11 protein-coding genes are annotated in these 14,858 nt (G+C 42.8%); 10 read left to right on the top strand and 1 reads right to left on the bottom strand.

What is annotated here, in order from left to right; all coding sequences use genetic code 11:
• Positions 1-530 precede the first annotated feature (530 nt).
• Entirely contained in the window at positions 531-992 is a 462-nt protein-coding gene (locus ACTWP7_RS08705) for a GNAT family N-acetyltransferase (RefSeq protein WP_443122850.1), read from the bottom strand.
• A gap of 127 nt (positions 993-1,119) precedes the next feature.
• Between ACTWP7_RS08705 and ACTWP7_RS08700 the strand changes: the two genes are divergently transcribed.
• The 10 genes from ACTWP7_RS08700 to ACTWP7_RS08655 all read left to right on the top strand — a co-directional run bounded on the left by ACTWP7_RS08700 (position 1,120) and on the right by ACTWP7_RS08655 (position 14,504).
• Positions 1,120-2,436 (top strand): lysine N(6)-hydroxylase/L-ornithine N(5)-oxygenase family protein, encoded by a 1,317-nt coding sequence (locus ACTWP7_RS08700; RefSeq protein ID WP_443122849.1) that lies wholly within the window; start codon positions 1,120-1,122, stop codon positions 2,434-2,436.
• Between the two features lie 769 nt (positions 2,437-3,205).
• Positions 3,206-4,219, top strand: a complete 1,014-nt coding sequence (locus tag ACTWP7_RS08695; protein WP_443122848.1) for an NAD-dependent epimerase/dehydratase family protein — start codon at positions 3,206-3,208, stop codon at positions 4,217-4,219.
• 227 nt (positions 4,220-4,446) lie between these two features.
• Positions 4,447-5,484 (top strand): N-acetyl-gamma-glutamyl-phosphate reductase, encoded by a 1,038-nt coding sequence (argC, locus tag ACTWP7_RS08690; protein ID WP_443122847.1) that lies wholly within the window; start codon positions 4,447-4,449, stop codon positions 5,482-5,484.
• Between the two features lie 20 nt (positions 5,485-5,504).
• On the top strand, positions 5,505-6,734 hold the full coding sequence (gene argJ, locus ACTWP7_RS08685; RefSeq protein ID WP_443122846.1) for a bifunctional ornithine acetyltransferase/N-acetylglutamate synthase: 1,230 nt from the start codon (positions 5,505-5,507) through the stop codon (positions 6,732-6,734).
• The gene (gene argB, locus ACTWP7_RS08680) at positions 6,703-7,512 is read left to right on the top strand and encodes an acetylglutamate kinase (RefSeq protein ID WP_443122845.1); all 810 of its coding nucleotides are present in this window, start codon (positions 6,703-6,705) and stop codon (positions 7,510-7,512) included. Before argJ ends, argB begins: the two co-directional genes overlap by 32 nt.
• The gene (locus ACTWP7_RS08675) at positions 7,509-8,669 is read left to right on the top strand and encodes an acetylornithine transaminase (RefSeq protein ID WP_443122844.1); all 1,161 of its coding nucleotides are present in this window, start codon (positions 7,509-7,511) and stop codon (positions 8,667-8,669) included. The genes argB and ACTWP7_RS08675 overlap by 4 nt, the downstream gene beginning before the upstream one ends.
• 108 nt (positions 8,670-8,777) lie before the next feature.
• On the top strand, positions 8,778-9,842 hold the full coding sequence (locus ACTWP7_RS08670; RefSeq protein WP_443122843.1) for a carbamoyl phosphate synthase small subunit: 1,065 nt from the start codon (positions 8,778-8,780) through the stop codon (positions 9,840-9,842).
• Complete coding sequence (gene carB / locus ACTWP7_RS08665) at positions 9,835-12,855, top strand: carbamoyl-phosphate synthase (glutamine-hydrolyzing) large subunit (protein WP_443122842.1); 3,021 nt, start codon at positions 9,835-9,837, stop codon at positions 12,853-12,855. Before ACTWP7_RS08670 ends, carB begins: the two co-directional genes overlap by 8 nt.
• 1 nt (position 12,856) lies before the next feature.
• Entirely contained in the window at positions 12,857-13,813 is a 957-nt protein-coding gene (argF, locus tag ACTWP7_RS08660) for an ornithine carbamoyltransferase (protein WP_443122841.1), read from the top strand.
• 205 nt (positions 13,814-14,018) lie between these two features.
• Positions 14,019-14,504: a GyrI-like domain-containing protein gene (locus ACTWP7_RS08655; protein ID WP_443122840.1), complete on the top strand. Its 486-nt coding sequence runs from the start codon at positions 14,019-14,021 to the stop codon at positions 14,502-14,504.
• Positions 14,505-14,858 lie beyond the last annotated feature (354 nt).

The following is a 14,858-nucleotide window of genomic DNA, read 5'->3' as shown; positions in this document are numbered from 1 at the left end:
CTGCTAAATAAAGATCATTAACCTAAGGTCAACGCTAAATTTCTAGTGAATTCAAGGGTATAAACCCCGCTATATAAGCATTTATGGTTACTAGAGGACGTTACCTTCTCTAATAGAAGGGGCCGTTTTATCCCCTCCTGGCTGGGTGGCGAAGGAAACGACGAGACTCCCGCGGGAGAAGGAGCTAGGCGAGACCCCACAGGGAGTGAAACGAGCGAGGAGACTTATGGTAAAAGGAGGATCGACTAAGATCGCCACGTCCTGTGGCAACGTCGATCGACCCTACTTCGTGTAGGGCCGCAGAAAAGCGAGTTGTTTCCGCAGCCATCCCTCCTCTATATTAAGTAACGGACCAAAGGTATCTCGAAACTGAGTCTTACAGTAACCGGCCCTATTGTGCAATAAGCTTCTTACAGAACATCATAAGTCACGTTTAGCAGAACCTAAGCGCCAATCCATAAAAAGCCTTTAAACAAAGAGTCCTGATAGTAACGGACTCTTTGTTTCCTCGTTTATTTTAGATTCAGCCATTAAATTTGGAGCGTTCTTTCAAACACCACCATATCGAGAGCCTGAATGCCGTTTTCGAAAACAGGAGAGGGATAATGGAGGAAAAAGTCTCTTCTTATCTCATAAAATCGAAATCCCGCTTTTTGATAAAAGGCCAAGTTGCCCAGACTTGAATTCGCTGTTCCTACAATTAACCGTGCATAATGCCTTTTAGAAAAAATATGTACAGCCTGCTGAATAGCCTGTATACCGATCCCGTGTCCTCTTGCTTCTTCAGTTATGGCTATATTTTTAATTTCTACAGTATCAATCGACGGGAAAGTGAAAAGAACCACACCCACTTCTTTATTCTCGAACTGCATGACATACAGTTCACCTTCATTAATATATCCATTAATGATATCTTCGCTTTCATCTGCTAATAATAGATAAGACATGTAATCGTTTCGATTCTGAACTTCTTCCAGTATTACAGAATTCATGAAATCATTCCTTCTTTTCGTAGCTCTCATTAGGAGACAACTATTATATTATGGTGGGATTATGGTAACATAAAAGTAATGTAATGATTTCTGAAATGCAGGTCTTTTCAGAAAAAGGAGTAGTGAGATGATGGAGCAACCAGAGAAAATGTATGACTTAATCGGGGTAGGCGTTGGACCATTCAATTTAAGCTTGGCGGCTTTACTGGATGATATCGATACCATAGAACCCTTATTTTTTGAACAAAATGATAAATTCGATTGGCATCCTGGGATGTTGATTGAGGGGACGAAGATGCAGGTTCCTTTTATAGCCGACCTGGTAACGATGGCAGACCCTACTAGCCAATACAGTTTTTTGAACTACATTAGTAAAAATGATCGAATGTACCAGTTTTATTTCCTGCAGCGTTTGGATATTCCCAGAAGAGAGTACAATGATTACTGTCAATGGGTTGCTCATCAGCTGGACAGCTGTAAATTTGGGAGACGAGTATCCAACATTCGTCATGTGAAAGAAAATGAAGAATATTATGAAGTAGCTGTGAACAACCTTAAAACGGGAGAACAGGAAGTTTATCGTTCGAGAAATCTCGTACTTGGAACCGGCAGTGTGCCCGTTTTACCGAAATCGTTCCAAAACCTTCCGTCAGAAGATGTGTTCCACACGTCTGAATTTCTAGCAAATCAGGAGCGCTGTCGCAAGGCCGGCTCAATTACGGTAGTTGGATCTGGACAGAGTGCAGCTGAAACTTTCAGAGAATTACTGAAGGAACAGCGCGACTGCGGCTTTCGGTTGGACTGGATCACACGTTCCCCTGGCTTTGAATCCATGGAGGAGTCAAAGCTCAGCTTAGAGCATTTTTCCCCGGACTATGTGAATTACTTCTACCAACTTCCTCAGGATCAGAAAGACGAAATCTTTGCTGAGCAGGGATTGTATTATAAAGGGATAAGCAATCATACAATTAATGACATATATAATTTGCTCTATGAGTTTTCTGTTGGGCAAGAGGAGCTCGACGTTGGTATTCGAGTACTCAGTGAAGTAAAAGGTATTCGGGAAAAGGATAATGGCGGCTATGAGCTTGATTGTCTGCACTGGCAGAAAAACGAGGAATTCACGCATGAGACAGACGTCGTTATTGCTGCTACAGGGTATAAGCCTTATGTTCCTGATTTTATTCATCAGCTCGAGGACTTTCTTCAGTGGGACAAGCATGGACGTTATAAAGTAAGTTCTGATTATCGCATGCTTTTGAATAAAAATACGGAAAATGAAATTTATGTCCACAGCGGTATTTCCCATACGCATGGCGTTGGTTCTACCAATTTGGGCTTATCCGTTCATCGCAACAAAGTGATTATCAACCATTTAGCAGGACGCGAAGTTTACTCACTTGACGATAATGGAATCTTCCAGTCATTTACTGGAAATGTCTAAATGGTATATATAATAAACCTAAACACTCTTGAACTCAGCTGTTCAAGAGTGTTTTTTTGATTAACCTTAACCAGTTTAATATTATAATTTTTTAGAATAAATTCATTTTATGAAGGATTTTATAAAAAAATATGGAATCATTATTAAAGTAATATCATCTGCAATAATTAAAAAGTGATCTTTTTGAAGAGCTCCCGTTACTTGAAGACTCAGTTTCGAGATAAATGGGTCCGTTACGATAGATGGATAAGGGTTGGTGGGGAAATAACTCGCTTTCCTGTGGGGGAACTGGTGAGCCTCCTCAGTCGTTTCACTCCTTGTGGGGTCTCACCTAGATCCTTCTCCCACGGGAGTCTCGCCATTTCCCCACCAACCCAACTATAATACTGCGAATGGACCTTCTAGTACAGAAAGGTTCTCCTTCTTAATCTTTAAGAAATGCTTTTGTGACAGACTATTGCGGGTCTTTACATCCTGAGAATAGGTAGAAAACCACATGGTCTAAGGCCTCATCACGCAGGTGATGTTTAATGTGGTTTCGAGATTCTGATTTAGTAAGGTCCGTAGAGGGACGATGAAGACTCCTGTGGGATAAACATAATCGGTGAGACCCCGGAAAGCGAAATCGTCCCCCGCAGGACCTTCACGGCAAACCAATATCTCGAAACTGAGTTTTCAACTAAACGGCCCTTTAGCGGAATAATCCTCTTGTGAAATATCAGCAGTAATTATTAAGGTGACAAAGTTAAATAGTAAGGGAGTCCATTTTATGAAACTGTTAGTTATCGGGGGAACGCAATTTGTTGGTAAGTCGATTGTTGAAAGCGCATTAGAACGTAATCATGAAGTTACTTTATTTAATAGAGGCAAAACCAATCCAGAATTCTTTAAAGAGACAGAAAAAATAATTGGTGATCGAGAAAACCTGGATGACTTAAAGAAGTTAAAAGGCCAGCATTGGGACGCAGTTATCGATACATGTGGATACTTGCCTGAAATAGTTAAACAATCCTCCGAGGTATTAAAAGATCAGGTTCATTTGTATGCTTACATATCCAGCATGTCGGTTTACAAACATCTCACAGCCCAGGATCATCTTGATGAGAGCGGGGAAGTATCTACCTTAACAGGTAATGAACTGGACCGTGCAACTAAAGGTGTAAAAGGCAGGGCGGCCAATGAGTATTATGGACCTTTAAAGTTCCATAGTGAAATGGCTGTGAAAGAAATAATGAGTGAAAGCCGTTCTCTCATTATCAGACCGGGATTGATTGTCGGGCCGGACGACCCGACAGACCGATTTACGTATTGGCCAGTTCGTGTAGAAACAGGGGAGGCTTTTATCGTACCGGAGCCAAAAGATAAAAAAATTCAGTTCATTGATGTACGTGATTTATCAAAGTGGATTGTCCAAATGATTGAACATCAGGAAACGGGAGTTTTTAATACTAACGGTCCGCGAGAAAAGCTGACGATGGAAGGCCTCATCTATTGTTGTCAAACAGTACTTAATCCTGAAGCCAGACCTGTATGGGCAGAGGAGTCGTTCCTTTTGAAAGAAAACGTTAAACCTTGGATCGAGCTTCCGCTCTGGGTACCAACCCAGGGTGATTTCGGAATAGATTGTACAAGAGCAATTGAGAAGGGGTTGCGTTTTCGTCCTGTTGAAGAAACCATCCGTGACACGTATGAGTGGTACAGGAACCATAGAGGAACTTTGAATCATGCAGGGTTAAATTCTGAGCAGGAGAAAGTCTTATTAGAAAAGCTAAGGCGTTCATAAAGATGCAAAACTATGAACATGAAATAAAAGTCAGGGCGATGAATTCACAATGCATCGTCAAGGCATTTTTGAAGTTAAGTATTGCCTTTGTATAGTCATAAACGAAGATTAAGATTTTGATAAATATACAATATATCGTATAAATCTATTGACATATACCTTATAAGGGTTAATAATATTGTAAATATACAGAGTTAAACATAAATATACATAAGGGTGGTTTTCAATTGAAAGCAGGAATCATAGGGGCTACCGGTTATGGCGGAGTTGAACTATTTCGCCTGCTTAACTCACATCCCCACATTAGACAAGTAATCTTATTTTCTTCTTCTAATGCAGGAGAGGAATTCACTTCCATTTATCCGCAAATGAGCACGGAACAAAATCATAGATTAGAAGAGTTGAATCCTGAGGAAATGAAGGAAGAATTAGACGTTATTTTCTTAGCAACGCCAGCAGGGGTATCTACACGATTAACTCCTGAACTACTTGGAGGTAAGGCAAAAGTCATCGACTTATCCGGAGATTTACGATTAAAAGATGGCTCCGCTTATACGAAATGGTATAAGAAGGAATCTGCATCATCCGCTATTCTGGAGAAATCTGCTTACGGACTTCCCGAATGGAACAAAGAAGCCATACAGTCGGCTGATTTAATTGCGAATCCGGGTTGTTTTCCAACAGCAGCTTTACTAGGGCTGGGTCCCCTTGTATCGGAGGGAATAGTTGATCCATCTTCGATCATTATTGATGCGAAAACAGGAGTATCAGGTGCCGGTAAGAACCCCGGAGCCATTACTCATTTTGCTCATCTACAAGAAAACTTTCAGATTTATAAAGTAAATCAGCATCAGCATATACCTGAAATTGAACAACAGCTGACGGAATGGAGTTCTGAAACAGTTCCAGTTACCTTCTCTACTCATCTTGTACCCATGACGAGAGGAATCATGGCCACTATTTATTTAACTTTAAAAGAGAACCAGACGCTTGAGGAACTGAAGAGCTATTATGAGAGCTGTTACGCTGAGGAGCCTTTTGTAAGGTTCAGAAAGGAAGGGCAGTTCCCGGGTACTAAAGATGTGTATGGTTCAAATTACTGTGATATTGGGATCACGCTCGATCCAAGAACCAATCGGGTAACAATTGTAGCTGTCATTGATAATCTTATGAAGGGTGCCGCCAGTCAAGCTGTACAAAATATGAATCTATTATTTCAATATGAGGAAAAAACAGGGCTTCCTGATTTACCTGTTTACCCATAAAGAAGAAAGGGAGAGTTGGTTTGGTCCAAACTACGAATTTGCATCAAAAGGTTGAGAAAGTAGAAAGCGGCACACTGCTGACACCAGGAGGGTTCCAATCAGGCGGCATACACAGCGGGCTGCGTTATAAGAAGAAAGATTTTGGATTATTGGTCAGTGATACTCCTGCTTCTGCAGCAGCTGTCTACACACAGAGCCATTTTCAGGCACCTCCACTAAAAGTGACGCAAGAGAGTATTGAAAAGGAAGGGAAGATTCAGGCGCTCGTTATTAATAGTGCCGTAGCCAATGCCTGTACAGGCAAAGAAGGCTTGAAAAATGCATATGAAATGAGAAAAATGATCGCAGAACGATTTCATTTTCCAGAAGAATATGTAGCTGTAGCTTCTACCGGCGTAATTGGAGAACAACTTCCTATGGAGAAAATAACCTACGGATGCGAAACCGTTGAAGTAACAAAGAATGGGGCATCAGATTTTCAAAGATCCATACTTACAACCGACAAATGTGAGAAAACAGCTTGTTATCAAGTGGAGGTAGAAGGAAAAACGGTGACCATCGGGGGTGCAGCTAAAGGTTCAGGGATGATTCACCCTAATATGGCTACCATGCTTGGTTTTATTACCACTGATGCCACGATTGAGCCTGAGTTACTGCAAAAAGCGCTCAGTCAATCGATTGAGCGGTCGTTTAACCAAATTACCGTAGACGGGGAAACCTCAACCAACGATATGGTACTTGCTATGGCTAATGGGTATGTAGATCATGAATCGTTAAGTGAACAGCATCCAGACTGGGATGGTTTTCAGTACGGACTTCAGCTTGTCTGTGAAGATTTAGCTAAACAAATTGCTAAGGACGGAGAGGGAGCTACGAAGCTGATTGAAGTAAACGTTTCTGGGGCGAACTCAGACAAAGAAGCACGTATTATTGCGAAAAAAGTAGTGGGCTCCAGTCTGGTGAAAACAGCGGTATATGGTTTAGACGCCAATTGGGGACGTATTGTCGGAGCTATTGGTCATAGCGAAGCTCAGGTTGATGCAGATGCGTGTGATATTTATATTGAAGAGCAGCTCGTATTTAGTAACGGCACTCCTTGTCCTTTTTCAGAAGAGCAGGCCGTTGAGGATCTGGATAATGAAGAAGTGACGCTGGCGATCCATTTGAATGAAGGGGATGGCAAGGGCACGGCCTGGGGGTGTGACTTGACCTATGACTATGTCAGAATCAACGCAAGCTACCGTACGTAACGACAAGCCGGTTATTGTTATTAAGCTTGGTGGAAGTATGATCGAACGCTTAACAGAAGAGTTTTATGAAAGTTTTCACGGACTCCTCAAACATTATCATTGTTTAATCGTTCATGGAGGGGGACCAGCTATCACCACCTTACTCGGACGAATGGATATCGAAGGAGAATTTCACGAAGGTCTTAGAAAGACGACGAAGGAAACCCTCGAAGTGGTGGAGATGGTACTTGGCGGAAAGGTGAACGCCCAGATTACGTCCGCTTTAGCCAGGCAGAATATCCTTCCTGTTGGATTAAAAGGCTGCGACGCTTCCTTACTTACCGCCAGTTACGTAAACCAGGATGACTTAGGCTTTGTTGGACAAGTGGAAGAAGTGAAAACGGACCTTCTTTATCATTGTATGCAGGCGGGGTATCTTCCTGTAGTGGCTCCATTAGGAAAGACAGAGAGCGGACAGACTGTAAATATTAACGCTGATCTTGCAGCAGCAGCGATTGCCAAAGCCATGCAAGCAGAAAAACTGTTATTTGTTACAGATGTACCAGGTATCATTAGTGAGGATGAAGTAATAAAAGAAACAAGCCCGGAAGAAATTGAATCCTTGATCAGCGGTGGATGTATTTATGGCGGAATGATTCCAAAAGTGCAATCGGCCATGGCGGCTTTATCTGAACATTTACAAGAAGTCATGATTGTTAGTGGTGAAGATGCCTTAATTCAGGGAGATCGTATGAAAGGCACGAAGATCCGGGCGACAGTAAAGGAGAGAGCGGAATGAGTCTATTCCCAACGTATAACCGGTTTCCACTGACATTGGTTTCCGGATCAGGCACGACGGTAACAGACGATCAAGGCAAGGACTATTTAGATTTTGTCTCAGGTATTGCAGTGTGCAATCTTGGACACAGACCTGAAGAAGTGCAAAGCGCTTTACAAAAACAACTGGATCAGCTCTGGCATGTGTCCAACCTCTATCAGCTTCCTTCTCAGGAAGAAGCTGCTGAACGGCTGGTGGCACCTACCAACCTCGACCATGTTTTCTTTTGTAACAGCGGAGCTGAAGCTAATGAAGCGGCTATTAAAATAGCTCGTAAGTACACCGGTAAGGAAAAAATTATTACATTTAAGCAGTCTTTTCATGGTAGAACATTTGCCACGATGAGTGCGACTGGTCAGGAAAAAATTCAAAAAGGTTTTGGCGCGCTGCTTCCTACTTTTGAATATCTTCCTTATAACGATAAAGAGGCTGTGGAACAGCTGGAAGATGACCAGGTAGCTGCGATCATGGTAGAAGTTATCCAGGGAGAAGGTGGAGTGGTTCCGGGTACGGCTGAATTCCTTGAGGCTGTTGAGAGTAAGTGCCGCGATCTTGGGGCTCTGCTTATCATCGATGAAGTACAGACAGGTATTGGAAGAACAGGTAAACCATTTGCTTATCAGCATTTTAATTTGGATCCTGATATTGTTTCTTCCGCTAAGGGTCTTGGCAGTGGATTTCCAGTTGGTGCTATGTTGGGTAAAGCAAAGCTTGCTGAAACCTTCTCTGCAGGCTCCCATGGAACAACATTCGGAGGAAATCCACTCGCTGCCGCAGCGGTTAATGCCACTCTGGAAAAGATCTTCAACGATTCGTTTTTAAGTGAAGTAGAAGAGAAAGGCCATTATTTGAAAGAGGAGCTTACCAACTCCTTGAAGCCACTGAATGTTGTAAAAGAAGTGAGAGGCAGGGGAATGATGATAGGTATAGAGCTTCAGAAGGAAGCCATGCCGGTCATTCATGCATTGAGAGAAGAAGGAATGCTTGCTGTCCTAGCCGGCCCGCAAGTTATACGACTGCTTCCGCCTCTAAATGTAACGTATGATGAGATGTCATCAGCTATACAAATACTCAGCAAGGTGCTGCAAGAGCAGTTTAAAGATTTACAAAACGCTTAACTTGTTAAAGTGCGGTGAAGCCCAAATGGGGAACACCGTCTTTTTCAACTCATTGTTGTATAAAAATACAGCATATATTATAATTATTCATAATGATGGGGTGAGAATATGCAAGGTTATCTTCATTTACAAAATGGTCAATCGTTCGAGGGAGAAGTCTCCAGCACTTGGGGAGAAGACGTACAAGGCGAAATTGTATTTTTTACTGGTATGACGGGTTATCAAGAAGTATTGACTGATCCTTCTTATAAAGATCAGATCGTTGTCTTTACTTACCCCTTAATCGGCAATTACGGGATCAACGATATATATTCGGAGAGTAAGGGAATTCAGGTGAGTGGTGTAGTTATGTTTCACTGTGCAAACCAGACGTCTCATCACGAAGCTTCGATTTCCTTAAGCGACTATTTAGATGCCAACCAGGTGCCTTTCATAACAAAAGTGGATACTAGAGAAGTTACAAAGGCGATAAGAAAGGATGGCACAAGACAGGCAGTCGTTTCAAATAAAACAGAAGTTCATTTTCTAAAACCAAAGACTGGTCAAATCTATCAAACTGAAAACAAAGACATCGAGGAGTTTGGTGAAGGCGATGTGCATATTGGATTAATAGACTTTGGATGGAAAAAATCTATTATGTCCTCATTTCTTAACAGGGGTATTAAAGTTACCACGGTACCTTTTTCAAAAGCCCATCAACTACAGGGCTTATCCATTGATGGACTTGTTCTTTCGAATGGCCCGGGAGATCCAAAGGATGCACAGGAACATCTTTCAGATATTAAAAACCTCCTTGAAGCTCTGCCTTCCTTTGGCATATGTATGGGGCATCAAATAATTGCTCTTGCTTATGGAGCGGATACTCAGAAATTGTCCTTCGGTCACCGCGGCGCGAATCATCCGGTTAAAGATGACGTAACAGGAAAGGTTTTTATGTCTTCACAAAATCATAATTACGTAGTGGATGAAGAAAGCTTACTATCTACTCCGTTATCTAAGCGTTTCCTAAATGTGAATGATGGTTCCATTGAAGGACTGGAGCATTCTCAAAAACCGATCCTTTCGGTGCAATTCCATCCAGAAGCCCATCCGGGACCTGCTGATGCCGAGTGGTTATTTGAACACTTTATATCGCTCATAACTAACAAGAAGGGGGAGGAAGTCCATGTCTAAAAAAATACTAGTAGTTGGATCCGGGCCTATCATAATAGGGCAGGCGGCAGAGTTTGACTATTCAGGCACACAGGGATGCCTTGCTCTTCGTGAAGAAGGATATGAGGTGGTGCTTGTTAACAACAATCCTGCCACGATTATGACAGACCACACAGTGGCAGACACCGTTTATTGTGAACCATTAACCGTGCCAAGCCTTACCTCGATTATTGAGAAAGAGAGACCAGAAGCTCTGTTGGCGAGTCTTGGCGGGCAGACCGCGCTGAACCTAGCCGTAGAGCTGGATAAAGCAGAGGTCCTTAAGAAATACAATGTGGAACTTCTCGGAACCAGTGTGGAATCGATTCAAAAGGGAGAAGATCGCGAACTCTTTCGAGAATTAATGAACGAACTCAACCAACCGGTACCTGAGAGTGAGGTGATCGTATCTGTATCGGAAGCGAAGCAATTTGCTGATCATGTAGGATATCCAGTCATCAGTCGTCCGGCTTATACGCTCGGAGGCAGAGGGGGCGGAATTGCTGAGACGGAGGCAGAACTCGAAGAGCTGATTCATAACGGGTTGAAAGCTTCTCCCATTCATCAAGTAATCATTGAAAAGAGCATTGCCGGATTCAAAGAAATCGAGTATGAAATTATGAGAGACACGAACGGAACCTGTATTTCCGTTTGCAATATGGAGAACTTTGATCCTGTAGGCGTTCACACGGGGGATTCGATTGTCACAGCTCCTTCTCAGACGCTGTCGGATCAAGAATATCAAATGCTTCGGACGGCATCATTTGATATTGTTTCAGCTTTAGATGTAATTGGAGGATGTAATGTGCAGCTCGCATTAGATCCCTACAGTAAGAAATACTATGTGATTGAAGTTAATCCCCGGGTCAGCCGCTCCTCCGCACTTGCATCTAAAGCTACAGGCTATCCAATTGCCAAACTTGCAACGAAAGTGGCGCTCGGGTACACGCTGGATCAGCTGCAAAATCCACTTACCGGTCATACGTACGCGAGCTTTGAACCAGCACTGGATTATACAGTGGTTAAATTTCCAAGGTGGCCGTTTGATAAGTTCTCGGAAGCTGATCGGAAGCTTGGCACTAAAATGAGAGCAACGGGAGAAGTCATGGCGATAGATCGTACGCTGGAAGGGGCCTTCCAAAAAGCGGTTCAGTCGTTGGATACAGTGATTCCTGCTCTTACTGATCTCGATAAACATCTCACCCTGCCTACAGACCTGCGTTATTTCGCAATATTAGAGCTGCTCCGTCAGGGTGAAAGTATTGAAAACATACACAAAAGCACTCATATAGATTTATTTTTCTTGAATGTACTACAGAACCTGGTGGAGATGGAGAATACTTTAGCCAGTTATACTATTGAGTCTATTCCAGAAGGTGTTCTTAAGCTTGCCAAACTGTACAGCTTTACTGATCAATCCATAGCTGACCTGCTAGGGTGCGAGGAGAATAACTTGGCAGATTTAAGAAAAAGCTACGGAATTATCCCTGCTTTCAAAATGGTTGATACCTGTGCAGCTGAATTCGAAGCAGCTACGAATTACGTTTACAGCACGTATGCAGGTGTCAATGAGATTGAGCCTTTGAAAGGAAGCAAAAAGGCGTTGATTATTGGCTCCGGACCCATCCGTATCGGGCAGGGAGTAGAGTTTGATTATAGCGCTGTTAAGGCTATCGAAAGCCTTCAGGCCGCTGGTTGGACTACTGTCATGATCAACAACAATCCCGAAACAGTCAGTACGGATTATGAAACAGCCGACCGGCTTTACTTTGATCCCATCCAGAAAGAAGTTATTGCATCTATTGTGGAGCACGAGGATATTGATCTCGTTTTTACCCAATTTGGGGGACAGACAGCGATCAATATGGCAGAAGAACTGGAAGAGGCCGGCATTCCGCTGGCGGGAGTCAGTACGGATATGCTGGACGGACTGGAGGACCGTGACCGTTTTTACTCCAGTTTAAAAGAATTGAACATCCCTCATGTTGAAGGGAGTACCTGTCATACAAAAAACGAGGCTCTAGAAGCTGCCAGTCAATATTCTTATCCTATTCTGTGCCGTCCATCCTATGTAATCGGCGGTCAAGGTATGGTTAAGGTCAAGAATGAAAAGGAGCTTAAACAAGCGCTTCAGGAAACCGATGCTCGTCATTATCCGATTGTACTCGACCAGTTTATGACCGGAAAAGAGGTAGAAGTTGATTTAGTTGCTGATGGGGAACGTATCTTCATTCCAGAAGTTATGGAACACATTGAACCGGCAGGGGTACACTCTGGGGACAGTATGGCGGTTTTTCCGTCTTCACTGCCTGCCTATGTGAAGGAAGCTGTATCAGAGTATAGCGAGAAGATTGTTCGCCACTCCAAATACAAAGGAATTATGAACATTCAATTTTTATGGAGCGGAGAGAATGTATATGTACTGGAAGTAAACCCAAGGTCCAGCCGAACCGTTCCTATTATTAGTAAAGTTTCAGGCATTTCGCTGGTTGACCTGGCGGTGCGCCTGTTAATTGAAGATCCAGAATGTGACCTTGCCACCGTTCCTGCTCCTTCGTGGAAGCATGTTGCTGTTAAATATCCTTTATTCTCTTCTCATGCTCTTCCTGAAATTGACCATAAACTGGGGGCAAATATGCAGTCTACAGGAGAAGGGATGTGTCTTGGAAGTACAGTTGCAGAGGCTTTGGCTAAAGTCTTTTCTCACCTTCCTGATATTCAGTTACACCCGGAGGCCTGTTTTATAGATGCAGATAATGATTATGAAGACCTTAATAAGCCAACGTTTGAAGAGTGGATACAAACTGATGAGGCAGCCATTTACGTGAATGATCAAGTAACTCCTGCTGCTAAAGAGAAAAGGATTCAAGCGTTAAAGTATGGGATTACGGTATTCAGTGAACCCTCCACTTTTGAAGCTTATTTACAATCCTTAACCATTAAGAATGCTGAGCCGACCCCATTGCCCGGCAATATTACAGAAGGAGTGCGATAAGATGAATCTAATGGAACAAATGACGTTTACAAATGAATCGCTTGTAGGTAAGAACGTGTTGACCTGGCTTGATTTTAATCAATCGGAAATTTCTAATCTGCTTGCCCAGGCTCAATACCTTAAAGAAAATCCGCACTCCAAATCGTTAGCTGGGAAAACCCTGGCAATGGTGTTTGAAAAATCATCAACCCGTACGCGTGTTTCTTTTGAGGTAGGGATGGTTCAGCTTGGGGGGCATGCTTTATATTTGAATTCAAGGGATATTCAAATCGGACGTGGGGAAACGATTGCTGACACGGCTAAAGTGCTTTCCGGCTATGTAGATGCGATCATGTTTCGAACAACCTCTCATGAAAAACTTAAAGAGCTTGGGGACCATGCATCTGTTCCCGTGATTAATGGCCTTTGTGATATTTATCACCCTTGTCAGGCGTTAGCCGACGTATTTACCATTCTTGAGGAGAAAGGGCGTCTCTGCGGGGTTAAATTAGTTTATATTGGAGATGGAAATAATGTGGCCCATTCTCTCATGATCATAGCGGCAATGATGGGAATGGAATTTGTCATCGTTACCCCGGAAGGTTATGAACCGGATCAGGAAATTGTGGAAAAATCGAAGGAAATAGCTGATCAGCATAACGGTTCGGTGACCTTTGTGAATGAGCCTTCGAAAGCTGTCATAGATGCAGATGTTATTTATACAGATGTTTGGACAAGTATGGGACAGGAAGAAGAATTTGATGATCGTTATAAGGCTTTTCAAGACTATCAAGTTAACGAAAAGCTTTTAAGTAAAGCACAAACTGACGTGACCTTCCTTCACTGTCTTCCAGCTCATCGCGGTGAGGAGGTGACGGCTCCGGTAATCGACGGGAAACACTCTAAAGTCTTCACGCAGGCTGAGAACCGTATGCATGTTCAGAAAGCCATCCTTCAGGCAGTTATTGGTTTCCAATAAAAATTTAATAAACTCGTCATAAAATGCCAGGGTCCTATACTATGATAGTCAATGAGGCTTTTCTACTCCTGTATCCTGTGTCTGGGAAAGATTTTAGCGAAATACTACGAATAAAATCGAATCCAACATTTCAACAAGGAATACGATCTTTCGTGTGGAAGTAGTCAGGGAGAGTGACTAAAATCATAAAGGAGTGGCTCATAGAATGAGTGAACAAATTTCAACGGCTGTAGAACCTAAGGTCGTGAAAAAGTCCAACTTCAAGATAGTCGGTATGTATTGTCAGACGATGATGGACGAGAGGAATGTTAAAATTCCCAGGTTGATGGAGCGTTTCCATACTTCTAAGCTTCATGAAGTCAAAAACCGCATTAACCGTCCTTGTTCCATAGGAATGTTTGTAGATCCTCCTAATTGGAATGAAGACACCGAGTCTTTCTATTGGATTGCTGCTGTAGAAGTGGATAGCTATGAGAAGATCCCGCAAGATATGATTACGAAAACGATCCCGGCTCACACGTATGCTGTTATAGAATATGACCCGTCCGTCCACGATTTTGACCCTTATCCTTACCTGCATAAATGGATAAAGGAAAAGGGATATACTCCTGTAGACGGTTTTGGCTTTGAGGTTTATCACCCTTATACAGGATCTAAAACGAAATATTCTCTCTATCTGCCGATTGAATAACAGTAAAAGCAAGGCCCTTATGAAGCGGGCCTTGCTTTTTTATAATCTTCTTGTATGTTGTTGTTATCATAAGCAGCTTATTAAAGAATAGGGCCGAATTGTTGAAGACTCGATTTCGAGATATTTTGTGGAGAAAGGGCTTCAGGGAACCGCTCGCTTTCCGCGGGCATGTGGTGAGCTTCCTCAGGCTTCGCCTTCCGGGATCTCACCGATCATGTTCATCCCGCAGGAGTCTTCGCCGTTCCCTTCCGCCCCTTTGCGTTTATGGGGAGCTCGAAAATCTTTCCATAATCGCTTTCCAATGAACGAGATCCACACTGGTTTTCACGTGTGTTTACGTGTAGGAACCCTGTT

The organism is Halobacillus sp. B29, from assembly GCF_052246755.1.
Lineage (GTDB): Bacteria > Bacillota > Bacilli > Bacillales > Halobacillaceae > Halobacillus > Halobacillus halophilus.
The sequence above is the reverse complement of the archived record's forward strand: the minus strand, read 5'-3'. Positions and strand labels throughout refer to the sequence as shown.